We start from the raw sequence: 25,227 nt of genomic DNA on the forward strand, positions 1-25,227 counted from the left end.
GGGAGGGTGGGTCACGGGAAGGGCGGCCTACTTCTGGGGGGTCTTGCCCATCTTGCAGATCAGCGCCCACTCCGCCTTGCCGACCGGCAGCACGGAAAGGCGCGACTGGCGCACCAGGGCCAGGTCCTGCAGGCGCGGCTCGGCCTTGATCTGCGCCAGGGTCACCGGCTCGACGAAGGGGCGCACCGCCTTCACGTCGACCATGCCGAAGCGCCCGCTCTCGTCGGTCGGGTCGGGATGGTAAAGCTTCACCACCTCGACGATGCCGACGATCTGCTTCTCGTTCACCGAGTGATAGAAGAAGGCGAGGTCGCCCAGCTCCATGGCCTTCATGTTGTTCGAGGCCTGGTAGTTGCGCACCCCGTCCCAGCCGGTGGTCTTGGCCTTCACCTGGTCGTCCCAGGACCAGGTGCCCGGCTCCGACTTCACAAGCCAGTAGGCCATCAGGGCAGCACCTTCTTGTAGGCCTTGATCTCGACCTTGTCGAAGAGGCCGGCCTTGGCGTAAGGGTCGCCGGCGGCGAAGGCCTCGGCCTCGGCGCGGTCGGCGGCCTCGATCACCAGCAGGCTGCCCAGCACCGCGTCGCCGGCGTCGCTGGTCATGGGCCCGGCGATGACGATCTGCTCCAGCTTGCTGTTCAGGTATTCGAGGTGGGCTGGGCGGTTGTCGGCCCGGACCTGGCCGTGCCCGGCTTTGTCGACGCAATAAAGAACGAAATTCATGGCAGGCTCTCCCCGGATCGCCGGAAGGTGTGATGTTGAACCGCGGGGCTCGCGGCGGCGCGCGACACTATGCCGAAAAGCCCTCGGCCTTGAAAGGGCGGGCCAGCAGGGCGGCGATGGTCTCGTCCAGCGCGGCGCCGTGGTTGACCACCGCGTCGACCGCCGCGCAGATCGGCATCTCGACATTGAAGGTCCGGGCCATGGCCAGGGTCGCGGCGGCGGTGAAACGGCCTTCGACCACGCCGCGGCTGGCCGCCGTCGCGCTCGCCACGTCGGCGCCCTGGCCCAAGGCGACGCCGAAGCTGTAGTTGCGCGACTGCGTCGCCGTGCAGGTCAGCGTCAGGTCGCCCAGGCCGGCCAGGCCCATCAGGGTTTCCGGCTTGCCGCCGCGCGCCAGCACCAGGCGTGACATCTCGGCCAGGCCACGGGTGATGAGCGCGGCGCGCGCGTTGTCGCCCAGCTGCCGCCCGGCGACGATGCCGCAGGCGATGGCCAGCACGTTCTTCACCGCGCCGGCGATCTCGGCGCCCAGCGGATCGTCGGAAAGGTAGGGCCGGAAGCTGCGGCTGCCCAGCGTCACCACCAGGCGCGCGGCGAGGTCCCGGTCCTCGCTGGCCAGGGTGACGGCAGTGGGCAGGCCGCGCGCCACCTCGGCGGCGAAGGTCGGGCCGGAGAGCACCGCCAGCGGCCGGCCGGGCAGCGCCTCGGCGGCGACTTCGGTCATCAGCAGGTTGGTCTCCGCCTCGATGCCCTTGGCGCAGAGCACCAGCGGCACGTCGGCGTCCAGCACGCCGGCCAGATCCCCGGCCACCTTGCGCAGTGCCTGGGCCGGCACCACCAGCAGGCAAAGCCGGGCCGTCGCCAGGTCGGCCAGATCGCCGGTCGCCTCGATGTCCTCGGAGAGGGCGATGCCCGGCAGGTAGCTGGGATTCTCGTGGCGCGCGTTGATACCGGCGACCAGGTCCTTGTCGCGCCCCCACAGCAGCACCTTGTGATTCGCGCGGCAGCAGACGTGGGCGAGGCCGCTGCCCCAGGCGCCGGCGCCCACGACGGCGATGGTCAGCGCTGCGTCAGCCCCACCCATCTCAACCACCTGCGCTCAGGCTTTCCAGCGGCCAGCGCGGGCGCGCCGCGAAGTCGAGGGGGTCGACAAGGCCAAGACCGAGGCGTTCGACCCCGGCCCAGGCGATCATCGCCGCGTTGTCGGTGCAGAGCTTCGGCGGCGGCGCCACCAGGCGGCTGCCGGCCGTGGCGGCGACGCTCTCCAGGCGCGCGCGCAGGCTGCGGTTGGCGGCGACGCCGCCGGCCACCACCAGCGGCCCCGGGGTGCCGTAGTCCTTTTCGAAGAGCGCCAGCGCCTTGGCGCAGCGCTCGGCCAGGATGTCGCCGGCCGCGGCCTGGAAGGAGGCGGCGAGATCGGCGCGCGTCTGATCGTGCCCGCCGTCGTCCCCGGCCCCGGCCAGCACCCCGGCCCCGGCAAGTACCCCGGCCTTGTCGGCGGCGTGGCGCACGGCGGTCTTCAGGCCGGAAAAGGAGAAGTCGAGCCCGGGCCGGCCCAGCATGGGGCGCGGCAGGTCGAAGGCCGCGGGGTCGCCCTTGGACGCTGCCTGCTCCACCGCCGGGCCGCCGGGGTAGCCGAGGCCCAGCAGCTTCGCGGTCTTGTCGAAGGCCTCGCCCAGGGCGTCGTCGATGGTGCCGCCCAGTCGGCGGTAGCGTCCGACGCCCTCCACCGCCAGCAGCTGGCAATGGCCGCCGGAGACCAGCAGCAGCAGGTAGGGGAAGTCGATCGCGTCGCTGAGGCGCACGCTCAGTGCATGGCCCTCCAGGTGGTTCACCGCCAGGAAGGGCTTCTCCCAGGCCAGCGCGATGGCCTTGGCGGTCATGACCCCGACGAAGACGCCGCCGATGAGGCCCGGTCCCGCCGTGGCGGCGATGCCGTCCAGTTCGGCATAGGTCAGGCCGGCCCCGGCCATGGCCTCCCCGACCAGGCGGTCGATGTGGTCCATGTGGCTGCGCGCGGCGATCTCCGGCACCACGCCGCCGTAGGGGCGGTGCTCGTCCAGCTGCGAGAGCACCAGGTCGGAGCAGATCTTCCCGGCGCCGCTCACCACCGCCGCGGCGGTCTCGTCGCAGGAGGTCTCGATGCCCAGGACAACCAGTTCTTCGGACGGCTTCGTCATGGCGCCGGACATTACTGCCTCGGCGACCGATTGGCTATCTTCGCAAGCGCGGCGGTTTTCTTCGCCGCGCGCTTGCTCTAAAGCTACGGGCTATGACTGATACACCGCTTTTGCGCCTCGGCACCCGGGGCTCGCCGCTGGCCCTGGCCCAGGCCCACGAGGTGCGCCGACGCCTGGGCGAAGCGCAGCCCGAGCTGGCCGGCGAGGACGCCGTCGCCATCGTCGTCATCAAGACCACCGGCGACAAGATCCAGGACCGCGCCCTCTCGGAGATCGGCGGCAAGGGCCTCTTCACCAAGGAGATCGAGGAAGCCCTGCTGGCGCAGGAGATCGACGCGGCGGTGCACTCCATGAAGGACGTGCCGACCTGGCTGCCCGAGGGGCTGGTGGTCGAGCACCTGCTGCCGCGCGAGGACGTGCGCGATGCCTTCTTCTCGCCGCACGGCCCGCGGCTTTCCGACCTGCCCCAGGGCGCGGTGGTGGGCAGCGCCTCGCTGCGCCGCCAGGCGCAGATCCTCGCCGCGCGTCCCGACCTGAAGGTGGTGAACTTCCGCGGCAACGTGGCGACGCGCCTGCGCAAGCTGGCCGCGGGCGAGGTCGACGCGACGCTGCTCGCCGTGGCGGGGCTGAAACGCCTGGGCGAGGGCGACAAGATCACCGGCGCGCTGGAGCCGGAAGAAATGCTGCCGGCGGTGGGCCAGGGCGCCATCGGCCTGGAGATCCGCGCCGATGATGCGCGCACGCGGGCCTGGCTCGATGCCATCTCCTGCGCCGAGACCGTGGCGCGGGTGACGGCGGAGCGCGCGCTGCTGGCGGAGCTGGACGGCTCCTGCAAGACGCCCATCGCCGGCCTGGCGGAGTTGACCGAAGGCGGCAGGACCCTGCGCCTGCGCGGCCTCGTCGCCCTGCCCGACGGCACCAAGGTGCACGCCGCGGAGATCAGCGGCCCCGTGGAAACGGCCGCCGCCCTCGGCAGGGAGCTGGGCGCGCAGTTGAAGGCCGCCGGGGGACCTGAGTTCTTCGCCGCCATCACCGGACACTGAGGGAGCCCATGCGCGTGCTCGTCACCCGGCCGCGCGAGGATGCCGCTTCCCTGGCGGCGGCGCTGGAAGCGCGCGGCCACGAAGCGCTGCTGGAGCCGCTGCTCACCATCACCCCGCGCGACACCGTCGACTGGCCGCAGTGCCACGCCGCCGCGCAGGCGCTGCTTGTCACCAGCGCCAACGGCGCGCGCGCCTTCGCGCGGCTCGACGCGCGCCGCGACATTCCGGTCTTCGCCGTGGGCGACGCCAGCGCCACGGCCTGCCGCGAGCTGGGCTTCGGGCGGGTCACCTCGGCGGCGGGCGACGTCGGGGATCTGGCGGCCCTGGTGGCGGAAAAGCTCGATCCGGCGGCGGGGCCACTGCTGCATCCCGCCGCCGGCAAGCCGGCCGGCGATCTGCAGGGGGCGCTGGCGGCGGCGGGTTTCACGGTGCTGCGCGCGGTGCTCTACGACGCCCGGCCGGCGGCGGCCCTCAGCGCGGCCTGTACCTCTTCTCTCAACGACGGGTTGATCGATGTCGTTACATTTTTCTCGCCACGCACGGCGGCCGCCTTTGTTAGCTTGGTTGAGGCGGCGGATTTGTCGCACACCTGCCGCGCGGTGACGGCACTCTGCCTCAGCGAGGCCGTGGCGGCGCGGATTTCGGGGCTTTCCTGGAGCCGCACCGTGGTTGCGGAACGGCCTGAACAGGACGCTTTGCTGGCGGCCCTCGATACCCTGGCGGGCGACAGGGCGTCGCAGGTATAATTTTGCGCTGCAACGTACGCGCCGGAAGCGTACAAAGGGGCGTACGACCCCGCGTTTCGGAAGCAGGCGGCGGGGCGCCATCAAAGGGAAGGTACAACGCGCGGGAACCATGACGGCATCCGACGGCAAGGACACGGACAAGAACACCACGGAACAGCAGCCCGAAGCGGCGGAAGCGCCGGCGCTGGTCATTATCGAGGCCTTCGGCGGCATCCGCCCCATGGCCAAGCACTTGGGTCTGGCGGTCTCGACCGTACAGGGTTGGAAGGAGCGCAGCGCCATCCCCGCCAACCGGCACGACCAGATCCGCGCCGCCGCGCAGAAGAACTCCATCAACATCGATCCCGCGGTGTTGCGGGCCTCGGCGCCCAGCGACGGCGCCCCCGCGCAGCCGCAGGTGATCGAAGGAAAGGCAACCTCAGTGGCCGATAAAGATTCCGCTGACAAGAAGACCGGCGACAAGAAGTCCGAGAAAGCGCCCGACAAGGCCGCCGATAAGGCCGCCGATAAGGCCCCTGATAAAGCCGGCGACAAGCCGGGCGGCAAGCCGGAGGCCAAGACGGGCGGCATGTCCGCGGCCTCGGCGGCCTCGAAGTCCGAGGCCCGCAAGGCCGACGCGGCGGCCAAGGCCCCGGCGGCGCAGCGCCGCAGCGGTTTCCTGCCGGGCCTCGTCCTGGGCGTGGTGCTCGCCGCCGGCGTGGCCGCGGCGACGGTCTACACCCGGCCCTACTGGATCGGCTTCATCGACGGCGCGGACGGCGCTCAGGCCGAGGCGACAACGGCGGCCCTGGCCGGGGTGGAAACCCGCCTGGACGAATTGCAGGCGGCCATGCCGGCGGACAATTCGGCCGCGCTCTCCGGGCTCAGCGAACGCCTGGCCACGCTGGAAGCCGCGGTTTCCCAGGGCGGCGGCCAGGACCCCGACACCCGCGCGGCGCTGGAATCCCTCAACGCCCAGATGGCGCGCCTGAGCGACCGGCTGGAGGCTTTGGAGCAGGAGCTCTCGGCCCTGCGCAGCCTGGCCGGCACGCCCTCGCCCGAACTGTCGAGCCGGCTCACCAGCGAGGCCCAGCGCCTCGACGAGCTGCTGAGCGCGCAGTCCGAGCTGGCCAAGCGCTTGACCGAGACCGAGGACGCGCTCACCGCGGCGGAGGCGGCGCGCGAAGGGGCGCCCGGCAGCCGCGAGACCTTGATGCTGCTGGCCATGCTGCAGCTGCGCGACGCGCTGCGCGGCTCCGGCCCCTACGACCAGCCGCTTGCCATGCTGCAGAACCTGGCCGGCGAGGACCCGGCCCTGATCCCGGTCATCGAGCCCCTGGAACGCCGTGCTTCGGCGGGCCTGCCCAGCCTTCTGGACCTGCAGGCCAGCTTCCCCGATGTGGCCCGCCGCATCGCCGCCATCGAGGTGGGCAAAGAGGGCGAAGGCTGGTCGGCGGGCGTGCTGCGCCGCATGGCCGAGGCGGTGAACCTCAGGCCCGTGGGGCTGGTCGAAGGCGCCGCGCCGACGGCGGTGGCCGCGCGCGCCGAGGTGAAGCTGAACGACGGCGATCTGGCCGGCGCCCTGGCCGAACTGGACGGGCTGGACGGCGCGGCGGCGGAAGCGGCGGCCAACTGGCGCGCCGAGGCCGAGGCGCGCCTGGCGGCGGACCGTGCGGTCAGTACGCTGGGCGCCCTGGTGTCCGAGCGCTTCTCCACCCTGGCGGGCGGCTGAGCCATGCGCCGCGCCCTTGTCTTCGCGGTCCTCGCCGCCGCCGCCATCTTCGCCGCCTACTGGCTGGCGCAGAACCCCGGGCACGTGACCATCGAGTGGCTTGGCTACCGCCTGGAGCCGCCGATCACCTTTCTGGTCATCGTCGCCATCGTCTTTTCCGCCGCCGTCATCCTGCTCTACCGGATCATCCGCGGCATTCTCGGCACCCCCGGGCGCATCGGCCAGGCGCTGTCCGCGGGCCGGCGCAAGCGCGGCTACAAGGCGCTGAGCCAGGGCATGGTCGCGGTGGCCGCCGGCGACGCAAGCGAGGCCGCGCGCTGGTCGCGCAAGGCCGACGAGCTGCTGGAGGACCCGCCCATCACCCTGCTGCTCTCCGCCCAGGCGGCGCAGCTGGGCGGCGACGAGAAGGCGGCCGAGAAGTATTTCAACGCCATGCTGGAAAAGCCGGAGACGCGCTTCCTCGGCCTGCGCGGCCTGCTCATGCAGGCGCTGCGCGAGGGCGACAACGAGCGCGCCCTCGGCTACGTGCGCCAGGCTCACGCCCTGCGGCCCAAGACGCCCTGGGTGGTGACCAACCTCTTCGAGCTGAGCGAGCGCACCGGCGACCTGGACGGCGCCGCCCGGGCGCTGAAGCAGGCGGTGAAGATCAAGGTCATGGACAAGGCCGAGGCCGCGCACAAGGAGGCGGTCATCACCCTGGCCAAGGCCCATCGCCTGCTGGCCGAGGGCCAGAAGGAAGAGGCTTTCACCCAGTCACGCCACGCCGACAAGGCCGATCCGGACCTGCTGGCCGCGGCGCTGCTGCACGCGCGCCTGGCCGTGGAGCGCAAGGCCTGGCGCGAGGCGGGCAAGGTGGTCGAGCGTTCCTGGCCGCGCACGCCCAGCGCCGAACTGGCCGCGATCTACCGCGACGCCGCGCCCGAGGCCAAGCCCCTGGAGCAGGTGAAGCGCTTCACCAAGCTGGCCGCCCTGAACCCCAAGCACCGCGAAAGCCACCTGGCGCTGGCCGAGGCCAACCTGGAGGCCGAGCTGTGGGGCGAGGCGCGGCGCCATCTCGGCGAGCTGGTGAAGCTGGCGGGCGAGGACCCGCCGCGCGCCCAGGTCTGCCGCCTCATGGCGCGCCTGGAGGAGGCCGAACACAAGGACACCGCCACCGCGCGGCGCTGGCTGGAGCGCGCCGCCGCGGCGCCGCCCGACCCGGCCTGGGTCTGTGGCTCCTGCGGCGCCGTGGCCACGGACTGGAGCGCCGACTGCGGGGCCTGCGGCAGCTTCGACAGCCTCAGCTGGCGGGTGCCGCGCCATGTCGGGCCGGTCAGCCTGGGCGGGGGCGAGATGCTGCAGATCGCCGCCAAGGCGGAACCGAAGGGCGCTGCTGCCCGGCCGGCAACCCCGGCGGCCGCTACGCCGGCGGCGGGTTTGCCGGCAGTGACGCCGCTGCCGGGCCCGCCGGACCGGGTGAAGCCCGCCGAGCCCAAGTCGGGCGGCGACGGTTCCGCCCCGGCGGCGCCGAAGCCGGCGCCCGAGGAGGAGGACGACGACGATTCCGAGGCGGCGGCGGTGGAGAGTTACCTGCCGCCCCGCCGCTAATGGTGTGAATCCGATCTATCTCAAAGGAATAGAGCAGATTCTCAGGGCCGGTGGAGCGCCTTCGGCGATTCCAGCCGACCCTGATCTGCTCTAGACAGGCAGTCGGCCGCTTGTCCGGCGCTTTGCGGCCCCCATATTGACCGCATATTGACTGGGGCCGTTAACCCTGGCTTAAGGCGGAAGCCTTAGCTAAAGAGGGGTTCCGGCAAGAGTTGTCGGGACTTGCGTGACAAGCGGCTTCGCCGTAATGTCCGCGCCCAGGAACCGCCGGGTTTTCAACCTGGCCGCAGTGCCGCCTTAGCTCAGCTGGTAGAGCATCGCATTCGTAATGCGAGGGTCGGGTGTTCAAGTCACCCAGGCGGCACCATTCCTCCTCTCCCCTTCCCGATTCCTTCACCAGGCTCACGAAACGCTTTTGTCGCAACCGCGGCGAAGCTTGTTCGCGCTTTCGGTGATCCGCAGGGGTGCGCCGGCCCGCTGCCTGTCACAGGCTGGGGCAATGCTGGGCGAATGCTACCGCAGTTTACCACTTGTAGTGGTTCTCCGTGTTAACCGGTCGTGAGTCGGGTGTTTGTGCGGTGCAGCGCAGCACCCGAACACCATGACGCCACGCAGGAAGCGGGAGCCACTCCATGTCCATCGTCATCAACGCCCGGGGCGTGCCGCTGAGCCATAGCGCCGCCTCGCTCTACCACTTCTCCGCCACCGATGCCGGCCCGCTGCTGGAAGGCACGGGCAGCCACGACTCCTTCTGGGGCGACAGCCGCGTCACCGTGACCCTGCTCGGCGGTGCGGGCGACGACATCTATCACCTCTACAGCACCGGCAACCGCGCCCGGGAGGAACCCGGCGAGGGCATCGACACGGTGGTGACCTGGATGGACTACCGCCTGCCGGCGAACATCGAGAACCTGACGGTGACCGGCAGCTACCGTCACGCCTTCGGCAACGCGCTCGACAACATCATCACCGGCGGCGACGGACGCCAGACCCTGGACGGGCGCGGCGGCGACGACGTGCTGATCGGCGGCGCGGGCAGCGACGTCTTCTCGGTGACCGCGGGCAACGGCAGCGATCTCATCGTCGATTTCTCGGGCGAGGACGTGCTGCGTCTCTTCGGCACGGGCTTCACCGCCTTCGACGAGGTCGCGGCGCGCTTTACCCAGCAAGGCGACGACGCGGTGCTCGACCTGGGCGGCGGCGAGATCCTGGTGCTGGCCGACACAGCGGTGGCGGACATCGCGGCGGATCAGGTGGCGCTGGAGATCGACCTCTCCGGCCTCACCGAAACTTTCAGCGAGGACTTCGACAGCCTCTCCCTGTGGGACGGCCAGGACGGCATCTGGGAGTCCAACTTCTGGTGGGGCGCGGAGAACGGCTCGGCCCTGGACAGCCAGCTCAACTGGTACATCGACACGGACTACGCCGCGACCCGGGCGGCCGACCCCTTCTCCATCGATGCCGGCGTGCTGACCATCACCGCAGCCGAGACGCCGGAAGAGTTGAAGGCTGAGGTCGAGGGTCATGCCTATACCTCCGGCCTGCTCACCACCTACAACAGCTTCGCCCAGACTTACGGCTACTTCGAGATCCGCGCCGACATGCCCGAAGGCAAGGGCCTCTGGCCGGCCTTCTGGCTGCTGCCCGCGGACGGCAACTGGCCGCCCGAACTGGACGTGATCGAGACCATTGGCCAGGACCCGGAGCGCCTGATCCTCACCGCCCACTCCCAGGCCGACGGCACGCACGACATCGAGACCCACTACGCCGAGGTCGCCGATACCGAGGGCTTCCACCGCTACGGCCTGCTGTGGACCGAAGAGGAGCTGGTCTGGACCTATGACGGCGTCGAGGTGGCGCGCGGCGAGACGCCGGCCGACCTGCACGCGCCCATGTACCTGCTGGTGAACCTGGGCGTCGGCGGCATCGCCGGGGCGCCGGGCGCGGCCCTGGAGGAGGGCGCCGAGATGAAGGTCGACTACATCCGCGCCTACGCCCTGGATGGGCCGGCCAACCCCGGTGACGACACCCTGACCGGCAGCAGCGGCGCCGACACCCTGCGGGGCGGGGCCGGGGACGACGACCTGCGCGCCCTGGCCGGCGACGACCTGCTGTTCGGCGGCAGCGGTGACGACAGCCTCAACGGCGGCGCCGGCTTCGACAGCCTGGACGGCGGCAGCGGCAGCGACACGGTGGACTACGCCGCGGCGCGCCTCGCCCTCAGCGTCGACCTGCTGCAGGAAACCGCGGTCTTCGGCGGCGGCCTGGAGGTGCTGGTCTCGATCGAGAACGTGCGGGGCGGCAGCGGCGCCGACACCCTGAGCGGCGGCAACGGTGCCAACGCACTCTACGGCGGGGCGGGCGGCGACAACCTGAACGGTCGCGGCGGCGACGACCTGCTGGACGGCGGCTGGGGCGCGGACTTTTTCTTTTTCAGCGGGCTGGACCTGCCCGGCGGCGACGGCCAAGACACCATCGCCGGTTTCGAATCGGGGCAAGACCGCCTGGGCTTCGCGGACGTCACCGATGCCGACGGCGATGGCGACCGGGACCTCGACGACCTGCTGGCCGCGGTCTCCGAAGTCACCGACGGCGGCGCGGGCGGCGACGTGGTGGTGAGCTTCGGCAACGGCGCCTCGATCACCTTCGCCGGTCTCGGCAGCGGCGCCGTCGAGACGCTCACCGACCTGGTGGACGATCCCGCCGGCCAGCTCCGCGTCTGCTAGCTAGAGCCAGTCCTCCATCCGCGCCTTGTAGTCCGCGTCGCGGGTCAGGCGTCTCATCAGCTCCGGCGCGGCGACGCCCTGCAGGTCCTTGGGCGCGGTGCCCTCGCGCAGCGCCTTCAGGGTGTCGTAGACCGCCTGCACCGCGGCCATGAAGGGCGCGTGGCTCTGCAGGCAGATCCTGACGCCCATGGAGGAGAGGTAGTCGAGGTCCATGATCTCCGGCCCGGCGCCGCCCAGCATCAGCGGCAGCTTCACCGCATTGCGCAAGGTCTCCAGCTGGGCCTTGGTCTTCACGCCGACCAGGAAGATGGCGTCGACCCCCGCGGCCTCGTAGGCGGCGATGCGCCTTGCGGCGTCCTCGGTGTCGGTGACCGAGGCCGCCGAGGTGCGCCCGAAGATCATCAGCTCGGGGTCGCGCCGTCCGGCCAGCGCCGCGCGCATCTTGCCGGCGCCTTCCTCGATGGAGATGAGCTGCGTCTTGCCCAGCGTGCCGAAAGGCTGCGGCAGCGCCGTGTCTTCGATCGACAGCCCGGCGACGCCGGCGGCCTCCAGCTCCTCCACCGTGCGGGTGACGTTCAGGGCGTTGCCGTAGCCGTGGTCGGCGTCGACCATCAGCGGCAGCTCGGCCGCCCGGTTGATGCGGTAGGCCTGCCCGGCGAACTCGCTGAGCGTGAGGACGATGAGGTCGGGCGCGCCCAGAACCGTCAGCGAGGCGACGGAGCCGGCGAACATGCCGGCCTCGAAGCCCAGTTCCTCGGCGATGCGCGCCGAGAGCGGGTCGAAGACGGAGCCGGGGTGGATGCAGCGGTCTCCGGCAAAAAGGGCGCGAAAGGCCTCGCGGCGCTTGCTCCAGCGCATGGGCGGTCTCCCTGTTTGTGGCGTGCCAGCGGTCTTTGGCTGCTTGGGCCGGGATTAAAGCATGAAGCGGCGGCCTTGCGGCACCCCCGTAACACCTCTGTTATTTTGCGCCGGGGCGCGGCGGGTGCTTAAATGCGCTGCGCAGTTTCGCGCCGCGCTTCTTTTGGGGGGATCGAAGAGGAACCATGGCTTTCAGACCCACGAAAGCATCGCTCTCGCTGGCCGGCCTGCTGGCCGTGGCTTTGCTTGGCGGTCTGGGCGCCTGCACGGCGCCCGGCGGCCAGTACGACAAGATGATGGCCGAGCGCGAGGTCGTCGGGGCCACGCGCGATTCCTTCACCATCTGCCACGGCCACGCGTGCCGCCTGCGCTCGCGCCTCGGCCTTACCGAGCTGGAGTGGGATCCGGTGGCGGATCTCTTCGCGGAGCCGGCGGCCAGCGCCGCCATTGAGCGTGGCCGCATCGCCACGGCCATCGGCATCATCGAGGCGGCGGTGGGTCCCAAGGCCGGTACGTCCAATGACCGCGGCGGCACGTTCAACGCCTTGAGCGGCAATGACCAGTTCGACTGTGTCGACGAGACCACCAACACCTCGGTCTACCTGACGCTGTTGGCCAAGGCCGGCTATCTGAAGTGGCACAAGCTCGAGGGCTGGGCCGGGCGCGGCGTCCTGTTCGACGGGGCCTGGCCGCACCAGTCCGCTGTCATCGTGGAACTGAAAAGCGACGAACCCTATGCCGTCGACAGCTGGTTCGAGGACAACGGCCGCGCCGCCCATGTGGTGCCGCTGGCGGACTGGCGCGCCGGCTGGAGTCCGCCGGGCTTCAGCGACAATCTGCTGTGAAGCGGTGGGTTTTCGGCGCCGACCCCTGTGAAGGCGATTGAGAGAGTCCGGCCCCGTGACGCTCGCGTCGGCGCAGCGGCGGGCTCCCCGGGGTTCCGGGCTGGTTCAAGGCAGAGGACCGGGTAACACCTCTGTTATTTTGCGCCCTCTTCCGGGTGATGCTTAAATGTGCCGCGATGTCCGGGTTTTTGGGGGGGAGTCCAGCTTTGGGGATCCGACAAGTTTTGCTGCCGGCCGGCTTGGCGCTGCTGCTTGGCGCCTGCACGTCCACCGGAGGGGGCAAGTACGATGAGATGATGGCAGAGCGCGGCGTGGCCGGGGCCAGCCGCGATGCCTTCATCGTCTGCCACGGCCACGGCTGCCGCCTGCGCGCCCAGCTCGACTTCTCCGAGCAGGAGTGGGCCCCGGTGGCGGACCTCTTCGCCGAGCCGGCGGAGAGCGCCGCCGTTGAGCGCGAGCGGATCGGCGCGGCCATCGGCCTGATCGAAGCCGCGGCGGGCCGCCGGGCCGGCACCTCCAGAGATGTCGGCGGCACGCTGAACGCCTTCGGGGTTGCAGGGGGCGGCAAGACGGGCTTCGACGGCCAGTTCGACTGCTACGACGAGACCACCAATACCTCAACCTACCTGACGCTGCTGGCGGAAGCCGGCTATCTGAAATGGCACAGGATCGACGGCTGGGCCAAGCGTGGCTCGCTGATCGGCAGCGACGGCTGGCCGCACCAGACCGCCGTCATCGTCGAGCTGCAGAGCCAACGGGCCTATGCGGTGGACAGCTGGTTCGAGGACAACGGCCACGCCGCCTACATGGTGCCGCTGGAGGAGTGGTACGCGGGCTGGGTCCCGCCCGGCTTTACCGACAGCCCGTTCTAGAGTCCTGGGTCACCGGCCCCGGCCCCTGGGCGACGCGAACGATCGGATCTACAGCCCGCTTTCGACGATGCTGACGGTGCCGACGCTGTTGTCGCGGCGCAGCGGCATGATCTCCTGATACTCCGGAGAATTGTAGAAGCGCTCGGCGGCGGCCTTGTCCGGGAACTCCAGCACGATCATGCGCGGCCGGTCGGTTTCGCCCTCGACGCTGGTGATGGTGTCGCCGCGCACCAGCATGCGGCCGCCGTAGGCCTCGATGACGGAGGGCGCGGCTCGGCGATAGGCCTCGAAGCCCTCGCAGTCCGTCACGTTGAATTGCGCGATCACGTAGGCCGTCATGCGCCGGCTGCTCCGCTGTATAAATGGTCAGGTCCTGAAATCCACCTCCAGTATCCTTGCTTGGCGGCGCAAGGTCCATCACCGAAAGGTGCAAGAAGCCGCACCACCCCAGCCCAAGGGTTGTGCGCACGCCGCTGCGGCATCCTGGCGGCGGGCAGCGATAGCGGCGCCGTCTCGATCGTGGTTCAATGCGCCCAACAGCGCGGACACCGATCCGCGGCGGTAGAAACAGTGTTATCGGGAGGGAGCGACTATGCGGCTTCAGGGAAAGGTGGCCGTGGTCACCGGTGCCGGTTCGGGCTTCGGCGCGGGCATCGCGCGGTTCTTCGCGGCCGAGGGCGGGCGCGTGGTGCTGGCCGACATCGACGGCGCAGCGGCGGAGGCGGTGGCGGCGGAGATCGACCGGGCCGGCGGCGCGGCCATCGGCCTCAAGGCGGACGTGACCGACAAGGCCGACGTGGCGACCATGATGCGCGCCGCGCTGGATACCTACGGGCGCCTCGACGTGCTGGTGAACAACGCCGGCATCTCCCACAAGAACAAGCCGATGACCGAGGTGAGCGAAGAGGAGTTCGACCACATCTACGCGGTCAACGTGAAGGCCATCTACCTGGCGGCGCTGGAGGCCATTCCCCTGCTGCGCGCCCAGGGCGGCGGCTGCATCATCAACACCAGCTCGACGGCGGCGATCCGCCCGCGCCCGGGCCTCACGGTCTACAACTCCTCCAAGGGGGCGGTGAACGTGCTCACCAAGTCCATGGCGGTGGAGCTGGCGCCCGACCGGATCCGCGTCAACGCCATTTGCCCGGTGATCGGAGAGACGGCGCTGATGGAAACCTTCATGGGCGTGCCCGACTCGCCGGAGAACCGCAAGAAGTTCGAGGCCACGATCCCGCTGGGGCGCTTCTCCACACCCAAGGACATCGCCCACGCCGCCGCCTTCCTGGCTTCCGACGAAGCGGCGTTCCTCACCGGCGTCTGCCTGGAGGTCGACGGCGGGCGCTGCATCTGAGCCCTTCGCGCAAGCAGGCATAGCAAAAGGCCCGGAACTTTCGTTCCGGGCCTTTCGTGTTTCGCCTGTGCGCTTTCGGCGGCGCTTAGTTGCGGTTGCCGAAGAGCTGCAGCAGGAAGAGGAACAGGTTGAGGAAGTCGAGGTAGAGGCGCAGGGCGCCCATGATCGACTTCTTGGTCGCGACCTCGCCGCTGTCGGCGGCGTAGTACATGTTCTTGATCTGCTGCGTGTCGTAGGCCGTCAGGCCGGCGAAGATCAGCACGCCGACGACGGAGATCACCCACTGCATCGCCGGCGACTGCAGGAAGAAGTTCACCACCATGGCGATGATGATGCCGATCAGGCCCATCATCAGGAAGCTGCCCATGCCGGACAGATCTTTCTTCGTGGTGTAACCCACCAGGCTGAGGCCGGCGAAAGCACCCGCGGTGATGAAGAAGATCTTGGTGATCGAGGGAAGGCTGTAGGACAGGAAGATCGACGACAGGGACAGACCCATCGCCGCGGCGAACAGCCAGAAGGTGATCTGTGCCGCCGAGGCCGACATCTTGTGGACGCGCGCCGAGAGGAAGAACACGAAGCCAAGCGGGGCCAGCATCACGACCCACGCCAGCGGTGTGCCGAAAATCATCTGCTGAAGCGCGGCGCTGGTCGAGGTCAGATAGGCCAATACGCCGGTGATGACCATGGCCACGGTCATGTAGTTGTACACGCCCAGCATGTACTTGCGCAGGCCCTCATCGTATTCGCCGGCGCGCGCCTGCGTCTGAGACTGCGACATGTATCTGCGGTCACCGAGTGCCATCAGAAAACCCTTTCATTCGTAGGCGCGGTCATCGGGCCGCGCCAACCCAGAGAACTCGTCACTAATATTGGCAGGCGGGGAGGCCGAATCAACCCTATTTTCGCATGGCTTCTGCGTAAATTTTGCTGCGAATTCAAGCCGCTAAACCACAGCCTTCGCTTGTGGTTTGGGGCCTATTCGTTGCGTAGCAGGGGCGCGGCCTTCTGGCCCAGGGCGCGCCAGGTGCCGGCGAAGCCGAAGCCCACGGTGATGGCGGTGGCCAGCAGGGCGGTGGTGATCACCGCGCCGGGCAGGAAGACGAAGTCGGCGCGCATCACCTCGGTCAGCACCAGGAAGGCCGCCAGGGTGCCGACGGCCGCGGCGATGGCGGCGGTGACCAGGCCCAGCAGGCCGTATTCCAGCAGGAAGGTCTGGGCGACGCTGCGCCGCGTCGCGCCCAGCACCTTCAGCACCACGGCGTCGTAGACCCGCCGGTGGTGCCCGGCGGCGACGGCCCCGGCCAGCACCAGCACACCGGCCACCAGGGCCACGGCGGCGATGGCGCGCACGGCGATGGCGATCTGGCCGATCAACTCGCCGACCTGCTCCAGGGCCTCCTTCACGCGGATCGAGGAGACGTTGATGAAGCGGTCGGTGACGGCGATCTCCAGCGCGTCCTCGGCCTCGGCGTCGGCCTTCACCGTGGCGATGTGGCTCTGCGGCGCCTGCTCCAGCAGGCCGGGCGAGAAGATCATCACGAAGTTCATGGAAAGGCTCGCCCAGTCGACCTCGCGCAGGTTGGCGATGGTGACCTCCACGTCGCGGCCCAGGATGTTGATGGTCAGGGTGTCGCCGGGGCCGATGCCCAGCGCCCGGCCGACCTCGTCGTGCAGGGAGACCAGCGGCTTGCCGTCGTAGTCGGACGGCCACCAGTCGCCGGCGGTGATCCGGTCGATCTCGCGCGGTTCGCGCATCCAGGTCAGGCCGCGGTCGCCGCGGAACACCCACTTCACGTCGCCGGGAATTTCCAGCTCGGACGGCGGCACGCCGTTCACCGCGGCGATGCGCCCGCGCAGCATCGGCATCTGCTGCAGCTCGTGGACGCCGGGAAAGCCGGCGACCAGGGCGTTGAAGTCGCTGACCTGGTCGGGCTGGATGTCGATGAAGTAGAAGCCGGGCGCCTCCTCCGGCAGGCTCTGGCGCACCTGGCGCGAGAGATTGCCTTCGATCAGCGCGATGGCGACCAGCACGGTGAGGCCGAGGCCGAGCGACATGACCACCGAGCCGGTGGGTGCGCCGGGGCGGTGCAGGTTGGCGAGCGCCAGGCGCAGGCCGGGCCGGCGCGGGCGCGGCAGGCGGCGGGCCAGGGTCATGATGCCCAGCGCCGCCAGGCGGAACAGCAGCAAAGCGGCGACGGCGCCGATGACGAAGTAGACCGCCAGGCGCTGGTCGGCGGCGGTGAGGATGGCCAGGCCCGCCAAGAGGCCGCCGAAGATGGCCAGCGCCGCCAGCGTGCCGGCGGTGACGCGGGCGGAGGCCGGGCTCACCTCGTCGCGGAACAGGCTGGCGGCGGCGACGCTCTGCGCCCGCGCCAGCGGCCACAGCGAAAAGGTCACGGCGGTCAGCAGGCCGAAGGCGGCGGCGGTGACCAGCGGCAGCGGGTAGAGGCCGAGCTCGGCCTCCCAGCCCAGGGTGTCGCCGATCACGCCGGCGGCGATGTAGGTGGAGGCCGCGCCCAGGGCCAGGCCGATCACGGTGCCGACCAGGGCGAGGGCCAGGATCTGTGCCATGTAGACCTGGAAGATCAGGCGGCCGGGGGCGCCCAGGCACTTCAGCGTGGCGATGGTCGCGGTCTTGCCGTCCAGGTAGCTGCGCACCGCGTTGCCGACGCCGACGCCGCCGACCAGCAGCGCGGTGAGCCCGACCAGCGTCAGGAAGAGGGTCAGGCGGTTGATGAAGCGGCCGATGCCGGGGGCCGCCTCGGTGGTGTCGCGGATGCGCCAGCCGGCCTCCGGGAAGGTTTCGCCCAGGGCGGCGCGCATGGCCGTGGCGCTCACCCCTTGATCGAGGCGCAGGCGGTAGTGGTGCTGGATCAGGCTGCCCGGCTGCACCAGCCCGGTGTCGGCCAGGCTGTCATGGGCCACCATGAAGGTGGGCCCCAAGGTGAAGGCGCGCGAGGTGCGGTCGGGCTCGCGCTCCAGCACGCCGGCGACGCGGTAGTCGATGTCGCCGACCCGCACCAGGGCGCCGGGCGCGACCTCCAGGCGGCGCAGCAGGCTGCGGTCGATCACCGCGCCCCAATGACCGTCTTCTTGTTTGGCCAGGGCCGCGTCGAGGTCGTCGGGCAGGCCCGGCGTCGGAGACATCTCGACGGCGCCGAACAGCGGATAGAGGTTGTCGACGGCGCGCAGCTCGACCAGCACCCGGCGTGAGTCTTCCGACTGGCCGCGGGCCATGGCGCGCATCTCGGCGACGCGCGAGACGTCGGCGCGGCCCTCCATGAAGGCCTGCTGCTCGGGGCTGGCCGCCACGTGGGTGAGGCGCAGATCCATGTCGCCGCCCAGCAGGATGCGCCCGTCGCGCTTCAGGCCCGCCAGCATGGACTCGGAGACGGAGCCGACGCCGGCGATGGCGGTGACGCCAAGGGTGAGGCAGGCAAGGAAGATGCGGAAGCCCTTGAGGCCGCCGCGCAGCTCGCGCCGCGCCAGGCGCAGGGCCAAGGGCCAAGGACTCTGCCGGGGCACGGCCGCGCCGGCGGCGCCGCTTTCGGCCGCGGTGGTCACAGCGAGGCGCCGCCGTTGCTCTCGTCGCCGACGATGAGGCCGTCGAGCAGCTTCACCGAGCGGGCGCAGCGCCCGGCCAGTTGCGGATCATGGGTGATCAGCACCAGGGTGGTGCCGTGCTCGGCCTGCAGGCGGAACAGCAGCTCGATGATCTGCTGGCCGGTCTCGCCGTCCAGGTTGCCGGTCGGCTCGTCGGCCAGCAGCAGGTCGGGGCCGGCTGCGAAGGCGCGGGCCAGCGCGGTGCGCTGCTGCTCGCCGCCGGAGAGCTGGCCCGGGTAGTGGGTCAGGCGGTGGCCCAGGCCGACCGCCTCCAGGCACTCGGCGGCGCGCTCGAAGGCATCGGCGCGGCCGGCGAACTCCAGGGGAATGGCGACGTTCTCCAGCGCCGTCATGGTCGGCACCAGGTGGAAGTCCTGGAACACGATGCCCACGGAGTCGCGGCGGAAGCGGGCCAGCGAATCCTCGTCCAGGCCGTTGAAGCGGGTGCCGCCGACCGTGACCGCGCCTTTGCTGGCGCGCTCCAGACCGGCGATGATCATCATCATGGAGGACTTGCCGGAGCCCGAGGGCCCGACCACGCTCACCGTCTCGCCGCGCCCGACGCTGAGGTCCAGGCCGCGCAGGATGTGCACCGGCCCGGCGGCCGAGGGCAGGGTGAGTTCCACTCCTTCCAGGGCAATCATGGCGTTTTCAGGGTCGGGCTGCGGGGCCGCCGTGGCATCTGGGGGGACTGCTGGGGAGGCGGGAGAGGAATCGCTCAGGCTCATGGTCACTTCCAAAAGACGGCCTTGATGCCATATGGCCCGATTGCCGGGAATTTCAACGCGTTGCGGCCCCTTTGCCCGGCCTTCGCGGCCGGCGCCGCCGTCGGCGCGGAAGGGGGCGGCGGCGGCGGGCGGCTTGATCCGCAGGCGCTGAGGCCTTACCTCTTGAAAAGACAGGATTCCTCCAGCAAGTCCCCGCGAACCCCCGGGACTGGAGGCGGTGATCTCCGTGACAGGGAGCAGAATGCGTTTTCCCCGACAGACCGCTTGCTTTCGAACGATCGGCCGGGTGCTCGCCGTGCTGGCCGTGCTGGTTACCGGCGGCGCGGCCGCGGCGGAGGAGCCGCTGCGCCTCATGGCCTACGGTGACAGCCTGACCCACGGCTACGGCCTGGCGGCGGGCGAGACCTTTCCGGAGCAGCTGGAGGCCGCGCTCAAGGCCGAGGGCCTGGACGTGGAGGTGATGAACGCCGGCAACTCCGGCGACACCACCGCCGGCGGCCTTGCCCGGCTCGACTGGGCGCTGGCCGACGACCCCGACGCGGTGATCCTGGAACTGGGCGCCAACGACGGCCTGCGCGGCCTCGACCCGCAGGCGACCTTCGACAACCTGGACGCCATCATGGCCCGTTTCACCGAGGAGGGACTGCCGGTGCTCATCGCCGGGATGCTGGCGCCGCCCAACCTGGGCCGCGAATACGGCGAGGCCTTCAATGCGGTCTATCCGCGCCTGGCCAAGAAATACGACGCGCCCTTCTACCCCTTCTTCCTGGACGGCGTGGCGATGGAACCGTCCTTGAACCAATCCGACGGCATCCACCCCAACGCCGAGGGCGTGGCGGAGATCGTCGCACGCATCAAGCCGCACGTGGTGCGGCTGCTCGAAGCCCGCGATCTGGCCGAACGGCCGGACGCCGGCAACTGAGGCGCCGCGCATGGTCACGACCTCTCCCCTGGAAAGCGGCGCCCAGCGCGCGGGACGCTACAAGGCGGCCCACGCGGCACTGGAGGAGTCCGAGGAAGCCTCGCCGGGCGCCTGGGGCTCCCTGGTGAAGGGGTGTCTGGAGGCCCTGGGCGAGCTGCCGGAGGGCGCCAACCTGGGTTTCGTCTACGCCACCGACTCGCTGTCGGAGAGCCTGGGCAGCATCGTCACCTTCCTGCGTGAGCGCAGCGGCATCCAGCACTGGATCGGCACCGTCGGCGAGGGGGTGGTGGCCAACGGCGTGGAGTTCTACGACCGCCCGGCCCTTTCCCTGCTGGTGGCGGCGCTGCCTGAGGAAGGCTTCCGCACCTTCGCGCCGGTCACCGCCGCCGCGCAGAGCGGCGGCCTGGAAGGCTTCTCGCGCGTCCACGGCACCTGGATCACGCAGCACCGGCCGATGCTGGGCGTGGTGCACGGCGACCCGCGCAACCCCGCGGTCTCCGAGATCGTCGAGGGCCTGGCCGAGACGACCTCGTCCTTCCTGGTCGGCGGCCTCACCGCCTCGACCGACGGCTTCCCGCAGGTCGCCGGCGACCTGGGCGAGGGCGGTGTTTCCGGCGTGCTCTTCAGTTCCGAGCAGATGGTCGTCACCGGTCTTTCCCAGGGCTGCACGCCGATCGGCGGCGAGCACGAGGTGACGTCGGTGAAAGGTCCCGGCGTCGTCAGCGCCCTCGACGGCCGGCCGGCGCTCGACGTGCTGCGCGAGGACATCGGCGAGCTGCTGGCCCGCGACCTGCGCCGCATCGGCGGCTACATCTTCGCCGCCCTGCCGATCGCCGGCAGCGACACCGGCGACTACCTGGTGCGCAACCTCATCGGCCTCGACCTCGACCGCGGCTTGCTGCAGGTCGGCGCGGAACTGCAGCCGGGCGATCGCCTGGGCTTCTGCCGGCGCGACCACCAGACCGCGCGCGCCGACCTGAAACGCATGCTGGAGGATCTGCGCGAACGCGCCGGCGGCGCGCCGCGCGGGGCGCTCTATTTCTCCTGCGTGGCGCGCGGGCGGCATCTTTTCGGTCTGCATTCCGAGGAGCTGAGGTTGATCCGCGATACGTTCGGGGATATGCCGCTCACCGGCTTTTTCGCCAACGGCGAGATCAGCAACAACCGGCTCTACGGCTACACCGGCGTGCTCACGCTGCTGCTTTAGCGAAGTCTCTTTTTCGGCGCCGCCCTCGCGACGAGGTTTCGCGGCGCCGCCTTTTTGCCTGAAGGGGAATACCATGGAATACCGTCCGCTCGGCCACACCGGCATCAAGGTCAGCGCCATCTGCCTGGGCAGCATGACCTGGGGCGAGCAGAACAGCGAGGAAGAAGGCTTCGCGCAGATGGATTACGCCCTCGACCAGGGGGTGAACTTCATCGACGCCGCGGAGATGTATCCCATTGCCACGCGGGCGGAGACCTACGGCCGCACCGAGGAGATCATCGGCAACTGGATGGCCGCACGCGGCACCCGCGACAAGGTGATCGTCGCCACCAAGATCGTCGGCCCCAACCCCAAGCGCTTCCACTACATCCGCGGCGGCGAGACCCGCTTCAACAGGAAGCACATCACCGCCGCGGTGGAGACCAGCCTGAAGCGGCTGAAGACCGACTACATCGACCTCTACCAGCTGCACTGGCCCGACCGCGCCACCAACGACTTCGGCAGCCTGGCCTACACACATGAAGAAGGCGCCGAGGAGACGCCGGTGGAGGAAACCCTGGCGGCCCTGGACGAGGTGGTGAAGGCCGGCAAGGTGCGCCAGGTCGGCCTGTCCAACGAGAACCCCTGGGGCGCCATGCGCTTCCTCACCGGGGCGGAGCAGGGCAAGGGCCCGCGCATGGTCTCGGTGCAGAACCCCTACAGCCTGCTCAACCGCAGCTTCGAGACCCGCATGGCCGAGATCGCGATGCGCGAGAGCCTCGGCCTGCTGGCCTACGCCCCGCTGGCCGCCGGCACGCTGACCGGCAAGTACCTGGACGGCCAGTGGCCGAAAGGCGCACGCCGCACGCTCTGGCCGGACAACACCCGCTACCAGGGCCCGCAGGCCGACGCCGCCACGGCGGCCTATGTGAAGCTGGCCAGGGAGCGGGGGCTCGACCCGGCGGAGCTGGCGCTGGCCTTCGTGCTGTCGCAGCCCTTCCTCACCTCGGCCATCATCGGCGCCACGCAGATGGTGCAGTTGAAGACCAACATCGGGGCTGCCAAAGTGACCCTGGACGAGGAAACGCTGAAGGCCGTGGAGGCGATCCACAAGGTCTACACCTACCCCTGCCCCTGATCCCCGGCTTCACCAGCCTTTGCGTATGATTTCAGGGCCTTCGCGGCCCCTCCGATGACAGGTTCCTGCCCAGCCATGCGACTCTTCGTAGCCCTCTCCCTGCCCGATGATCTGCGCGACAGCCTCTCCGGCCTCGCCTGCGGCCTGCCGGGCGCGCGCTGGGTGGCGCCGGAGAACCTGCACCTCACCCTGCGCTTCATCGGCGAAGTGGACGGCGACGAGGCCGAGGACATCGACGCCGCGCTCTCCGGCATCCGCTGCCAGCGATTCCCGCTGACCCTGGCGGGGGTGGGGGACTTCGGCGGCGACCGCCGCCTGCGCTCGGTCTGGGTCGGGGTCGAGCCCAACGAGGTCCTGGAGCGCCTGCAGTCCAAGGTCGAGCAGGCGGTGCGCCGCGCCGGCCAGCCGCCGGAAAAACGCAAGTTCAAGCCGCACGTCACCCTGGCGCGCTTCAAGTCGCATCCCGGCGGGCGGCTGGAGGACTATTTCACCCAGCGCTCCCTGTTCCGCGCAGCCCCCTTCGAGGTGGCGGCCTTCACGCTCTATTCCAGCTACCTCTCCCACGAAGGGGCGATCTATTCGCCCGAAGCGGTCTATTCCTTGGAGTAGATCTTACGCGGTCGGGCCCAGAGGACCGGCGGGGGGCTGCACGGGCTTCGGCTTGCGGGTCTCGCGGTGCAGGATATAGAGGCCGCTGGCGACCAGGATGGCGGCGCCGGCCCAGACGTTCGGCGCCGGGATGTCGCGCCAGATGACCCAGCCGAAGATGACGCCCCAGACCAGCACCGTGTAGTCGAAAGGCGCGATGACCGCCGCCGGGGCATGGCGGTAGCCCTGGGTGATGAGCGACATGCCGGCGGTGCCGATGATCCCCATCAACATGAAGACGCCGAAGTCCGGCAGTCCCGGGGTCTGCCACTGGGCGGGCATCATCACCGCGGTGACCAGCACGGCCCCGACGCTGGGCCAGAACATGATGGCCGCGGTGGAGAGGTCGCGGGTCAGCCTGCGCCCCAGCAGCATGGAGACGGCATAGGCCAAGGCCGCGCCCAGGGGTAGCAGAGCCTCGATGCGGAAGCTGGAGGTGCCGGGCTGCACCACCACCACCACGCCCAGGAAGCCGACGATGACCGCGGCCCAGCGCCGCACGCCCACGTGCTCGCCCAGCACCGGCACCGACAACGAGGTGATGAACAGCGGCGCGGCGAAGGCGATGGCGAAAGCGTCAGCCAGGGGCATGTAGCGCAGGCCGGTGAAGAACAGGAAGGCGGCGGCGATGTTCAGCAGGCTGCGCAGGGTCAAGAGGACGGGCCGACGGGGCCTGAGGCTGGCCAGGCCGGCGCCGCTGAGGACCACGTAGGCGAAAACCGCCACCGCGCCGATGCCGTTGCGCACCAGCACCACCTGGCTGACGGCATAGCCCTCGCCCAGCAACTTGGCGCAGGTGTCCATGATCGACATGCCGAGCATGCCGACCACGGCGCAGCCGATGCCGAAGCCGATCCGCTCCTCGGCGGCGGCGCTGCTGGAAACGTTCGTCATCCTCCTACCTACCCGTAGCGGGTCAGGATGTCCTGCACCATTTGTGCATAGGGGGGTCCACAGATCTCTGTGTGCACCAGCAGCGGGAAGAGGTTGTAGACGTCGCGCCGGCCTTCGGCGTAGCCGGGCCGCAAGGGGCGCAGCTCGCGATAGCGGCGGTGAAAGGCGGCGCCGAAGGTCGACAGCAGCTCGATGTAGGCGATCTCCACCTCCGGGTCGGCGTAGTAGATTGCCGGGTCGATGAAGGCGGCGACGCGGCTTTCCCCATCTTTTCCTGGGCCGAACAGCACGTTGCCGCTCCACACGTCGCCGTGGACCAGGCCGGGGGCCGGCGGCTGGTCGATGAAGTTCTCGAGCTGCAGGCAGAAGCGCTCCAGCCGGCGGTGGGTTTCCGCCGGCAGGCGCCCGGATTCCCGCGCGATGAGGCCCATCACCAGCAGGCGCTGCTCGCGGTAGAAATCACACCAGTTCTCGGTCCAGGGATTGGGCTGCGGCAGGGCGCCGATCACCGTATCGCGCCCGAAGCCGAATTCCCGCGCGGTGATGCCGTGCAGCGCGGCGAGGCGCTCGGCGGCGTCGACCTCGGCGGCGGTGCCGCGCCCGGGCCCGTGCTCGACGTAGTCCATCAGCAGCAGCTCTTCGCTGACATGGCGTGTCGCGGGCACCGGCAGGGTGGTCTTCTCCGCCAGGTAGTCGAGCATGAAGCCTTCGATGGCCAGGCCGCCACTTGCCGCGACCTTGGCGACCAGCGGCGGGCGGTCCGCGAAGTCCAGGCGGTAGACCTCGGCGATGCAGCCGCCGATCAGCGGGGTGGCGTGCGTCGGCTCTGCGCCGCAGACCGCCGCCACCGCCGCGCCCAGGCTCATGACTTTTCCGACAGCTCTTTGCGCAGCCGGGCAACCCAGGCGGGCACCGCCGCCTCGATGACGTCGAGCATGGCCAGGTAGTCGGCATCGCCGCCGTAGTAGGGGTCGGCCACGTCGATGCCGGCTTCCGGCAGCACCTCCAGGAAGAGGCTCAGGCGGCTGATCGAGTCCGGCGGCTGCAGGGCGGTGAGGCTGCGCAGGTGGCCGCGGTCCATGGCCAAAATCAGGTCGAAGGTGGCGAAATCCTGTGTCGACAGCTCGCGCGCGCGCAAGGGCGACAGGTCATAGCCCCGCTTGGCGGCCAGGCGGACGGCCGGCTCGGAGGGCGGGTCGCCGACGTGGTAGTCGAAGGTGCCGGCGGAATCGACCGCTACCGCCTCGCCCAGCCCGGCGGCGGCCAGATGGTCGCGCAGGATGACCTCGGCCGAGGGCGAGCGGCAAATGTTGCCGGTGCAGACGGTGAGAATCTTGTAGGTCACGCGTCCTCCAACGCTGCTGGGCCGATGGCGCGCTCGGCGGTCACGACGATGTGGGTGTTTCCTGGGCCAGGGTTTCGTCTATCATCGCCCCTCACGTCACGCAACCGCGTGCCGCCACG

General features: G+C 70.1%; 24 protein-coding genes and 1 tRNA gene. 13 read left to right on the forward strand and 12 right to left on the reverse strand.

All coding sequences use genetic code 11. The features are described from left to right. Nucleotides 1-27: 27 nt before the first annotated feature. The 4 genes from H7X47_RS01675 to tsaD form a co-directional block, all read right to left on the reverse strand. Nucleotides 28-444: an EVE domain-containing protein gene (locus tag H7X47_RS01675; RefSeq protein ID WP_193366874.1), complete on the reverse strand. Its 417-nt coding sequence runs from the start codon at nt 442-444 to the stop codon at nt 28-30. Further along, the gene (locus tag H7X47_RS01680; protein WP_193366875.1) at nt 444-722 is read right to left on the reverse strand and encodes a YciI family protein; all 279 of its coding nucleotides are present in this window, start codon (nt 720-722) and stop codon (nt 444-446) included. Before H7X47_RS01680 ends, H7X47_RS01675 begins: the two co-directional genes overlap by 1 nt. A gap of 67 nt (nt 723-789) precedes the next feature. After that, entirely contained in the window at nt 790-1,806 is a 1,017-nt protein-coding gene (locus H7X47_RS01685) for an NAD(P)H-dependent glycerol-3-phosphate dehydrogenase (RefSeq protein WP_193366876.1), read from the reverse strand. 1 nt (nt 1,807) lies between these two features. Then, a complete protein-coding gene (tsaD, locus tag H7X47_RS01690) occupies nt 1,808-2,881 on the reverse strand; it encodes a tRNA (adenosine(37)-N6)-threonylcarbamoyltransferase complex transferase subunit TsaD (RefSeq protein ID WP_193367507.1) in 1,074 nt (357 codons plus the stop codon). Nucleotides 2,882-2,994: 113 nt separating this feature from the next. Here tsaD and hemC point away from each other — a divergent pair, with 113 nt between their 5' ends. The 6 genes from hemC to eglC all read left to right on the forward strand — a co-directional run bounded on the left by hemC (nt 2,995) and on the right by eglC (nt 10,715). Continuing rightward, nucleotides 2,995-3,945, forward strand: coding sequence for a hydroxymethylbilane synthase (gene hemC / locus H7X47_RS01695; RefSeq protein ID WP_193366877.1), 951 nt, complete (start codon nt 2,995-2,997; stop codon nt 3,943-3,945). 8 nt (nt 3,946-3,953) lie between these two features. After that, on the forward strand, nt 3,954-4,691 hold the full coding sequence (locus H7X47_RS01700; RefSeq protein WP_193366878.1) for a uroporphyrinogen-III synthase: 738 nt from the start codon (nt 3,954-3,956) through the stop codon (nt 4,689-4,691). A 109-nt stretch (nt 4,692-4,800) separates the two neighbouring features. Then, nucleotides 4,801-6,402, forward strand: coding sequence for a COG4223 family protein (locus tag H7X47_RS01705; protein ID WP_193366879.1), 1,602 nt, complete (start codon nt 4,801-4,803; stop codon nt 6,400-6,402). A gap of 3 nt (nt 6,403-6,405) precedes the next feature. Continuing rightward, nucleotides 6,406-7,989: a heme biosynthesis protein HemY gene (locus tag H7X47_RS01710; RefSeq protein WP_193366880.1), complete on the forward strand. Its 1,584-nt coding sequence runs from the start codon at nt 6,406-6,408 to the stop codon at nt 7,987-7,989. 291 nt (nt 7,990-8,280) lie between these two features. Next, a tRNA-Thr gene (locus tag H7X47_RS01715) sits at nt 8,281-8,356 on the forward strand. A 265-nt stretch (nt 8,357-8,621) separates the two neighbouring features. After that, entirely contained in the window at nt 8,622-10,715 is a 2,094-nt protein-coding gene (gene eglC / locus H7X47_RS01720; protein WP_193366881.1) for an endo-1,3-1,4-beta-glycanase EglC, read from the forward strand. Here the strand turns inward: eglC and H7X47_RS01725 are convergent, their stop codons facing one another. Continuing rightward, nucleotides 10,716-11,573, reverse strand: coding sequence for an isocitrate lyase/PEP mutase family protein (locus H7X47_RS01725; RefSeq protein ID WP_193366882.1), 858 nt, complete (start codon nt 11,571-11,573; stop codon nt 10,716-10,718). A gap of 185 nt (nt 11,574-11,758) precedes the next feature. On the opposite strand from H7X47_RS01725, the gene H7X47_RS01730 reads away from it, so the two are divergent. Together H7X47_RS01730 and H7X47_RS01735 are read left to right on the forward strand one after the other, a co-directional pair. Next, nucleotides 11,759-12,418 carry a hypothetical protein gene (locus H7X47_RS01730; RefSeq protein WP_193366883.1) on the forward strand — a complete coding sequence of 220 codons (660 nt, stop codon included), beginning with the start codon at nt 11,759-11,761 and terminating at the stop codon, nt 12,416-12,418. 206 nt (nt 12,419-12,624) lie between these two features. Beyond that, nucleotides 12,625-13,290, forward strand: a complete 666-nt coding sequence (locus H7X47_RS01735) for a hypothetical protein (RefSeq protein WP_193366884.1) — start codon at nt 12,625-12,627, stop codon at nt 13,288-13,290. 48 nt (nt 13,291-13,338) lie between these two features. On the opposite strand, the gene H7X47_RS01740 is transcribed toward H7X47_RS01735, so the two are convergent. Then, entirely contained in the window at nt 13,339-13,629 is a 291-nt protein-coding gene (locus H7X47_RS01740; RefSeq protein ID WP_193366885.1) for a DUF1330 domain-containing protein, read from the reverse strand. Between the two features lie 253 nt (nt 13,630-13,882). On the opposite strand from H7X47_RS01740, the gene H7X47_RS01745 reads away from it, so the two are divergent. Continuing rightward, complete coding sequence (locus tag H7X47_RS01745) at nt 13,883-14,641, forward strand: glucose 1-dehydrogenase (RefSeq protein ID WP_193366886.1); 759 nt, start codon at nt 13,883-13,885, stop codon at nt 14,639-14,641. Nucleotides 14,642-14,726: 85 nt separating this feature from the next. Here the strand turns inward: H7X47_RS01745 and H7X47_RS01750 are convergent, their stop codons facing one another. The 3 genes from H7X47_RS01750 to H7X47_RS01760 all read right to left on the reverse strand — a co-directional run bounded on the left by H7X47_RS01750 (nt 14,727) and on the right by H7X47_RS01760 (nt 18,891). Beyond that, nucleotides 14,727-15,446 carry a Bax inhibitor-1/YccA family protein gene (locus H7X47_RS01750; protein ID WP_193366887.1) on the reverse strand — a complete coding sequence of 240 codons (720 nt, stop codon included), beginning with the start codon at nt 15,444-15,446 and terminating at the stop codon, nt 14,727-14,729. 173 nt (nt 15,447-15,619) lie between these two features. After that, nucleotides 15,620-18,208, reverse strand: a complete 2,589-nt coding sequence (locus H7X47_RS01755; RefSeq protein ID WP_319633503.1) for an ABC transporter permease — start codon at nt 18,206-18,208, stop codon at nt 15,620-15,622. Next, nucleotides 18,205-18,891 (reverse strand): ABC transporter ATP-binding protein, encoded by a 687-nt coding sequence (locus H7X47_RS01760; protein ID WP_193367509.1) that lies wholly within the window; start codon nt 18,889-18,891, stop codon nt 18,205-18,207. The genes H7X47_RS01755 and H7X47_RS01760 overlap by 4 nt, the downstream gene beginning before the upstream one ends. A gap of 325 nt (nt 18,892-19,216) precedes the next feature. On the opposite strand from H7X47_RS01760, the gene H7X47_RS01765 reads away from it, so the two are divergent. The 4 genes from H7X47_RS01765 (at nt 19,217) to thpR (ending at nt 22,830) form a co-directional block, all read left to right on the forward strand. Next, nucleotides 19,217-19,897 carry an arylesterase gene (locus H7X47_RS01765; protein ID WP_193366888.1) on the forward strand — a complete coding sequence of 227 codons (681 nt, stop codon included), beginning with the start codon at nt 19,217-19,219 and terminating at the stop codon, nt 19,895-19,897. Between the two features lie 10 nt (nt 19,898-19,907). Further along, nucleotides 19,908-21,104 (forward strand): FIST signal transduction protein, encoded by a 1,197-nt coding sequence (locus tag H7X47_RS01770; protein ID WP_193366889.1) that lies wholly within the window; start codon nt 19,908-19,910, stop codon nt 21,102-21,104. 73 nt (nt 21,105-21,177) lie between these two features. Next, a complete protein-coding gene (locus H7X47_RS01775) occupies nt 21,178-22,221 on the forward strand; it encodes an NADP(H)-dependent aldo-keto reductase (RefSeq protein ID WP_193366890.1) in 1,044 nt (347 codons plus the stop codon). 75 nt (nt 22,222-22,296) lie between these two features. Beyond that, nucleotides 22,297-22,830 (forward strand): RNA 2',3'-cyclic phosphodiesterase, encoded by a 534-nt coding sequence (gene thpR / locus H7X47_RS01780; RefSeq protein WP_193366891.1) that lies wholly within the window; start codon nt 22,297-22,299, stop codon nt 22,828-22,830. Between the two features lie 3 nt (nt 22,831-22,833). On the opposite strand, the gene H7X47_RS01785 is transcribed toward thpR, so the two are convergent. The 3 genes from H7X47_RS01785 to H7X47_RS01795 are packed head-to-tail and all read right to left on the reverse strand — an operon-like array spanning nt 22,834 to nt 25,108. Then, the gene (locus H7X47_RS01785; RefSeq protein ID WP_193366892.1) at nt 22,834-23,763 is read right to left on the reverse strand and encodes a DMT family transporter; all 930 of its coding nucleotides are present in this window, start codon (nt 23,761-23,763) and stop codon (nt 22,834-22,836) included. A gap of 8 nt (nt 23,764-23,771) precedes the next feature. Further along, a complete protein-coding gene (locus tag H7X47_RS01790; protein ID WP_193366893.1) occupies nt 23,772-24,629 on the reverse strand; it encodes a fructosamine kinase family protein in 858 nt (285 codons plus the stop codon). After that, complete coding sequence (locus H7X47_RS01795; RefSeq protein ID WP_193366894.1) at nt 24,626-25,108, reverse strand: low molecular weight protein-tyrosine-phosphatase; 483 nt, start codon at nt 25,106-25,108, stop codon at nt 24,626-24,628. Before H7X47_RS01795 ends, H7X47_RS01790 begins: the two co-directional genes overlap by 4 nt. Nucleotides 25,109-25,227: the final 119 nt, after the last annotated feature.

It is taken from the genome of Pelagibius marinus (genome assembly GCF_014925385.1).
GTDB lineage: Bacteria > Pseudomonadota > Alphaproteobacteria > Kiloniellales > Kiloniellaceae > Pelagibius > Pelagibius marinus.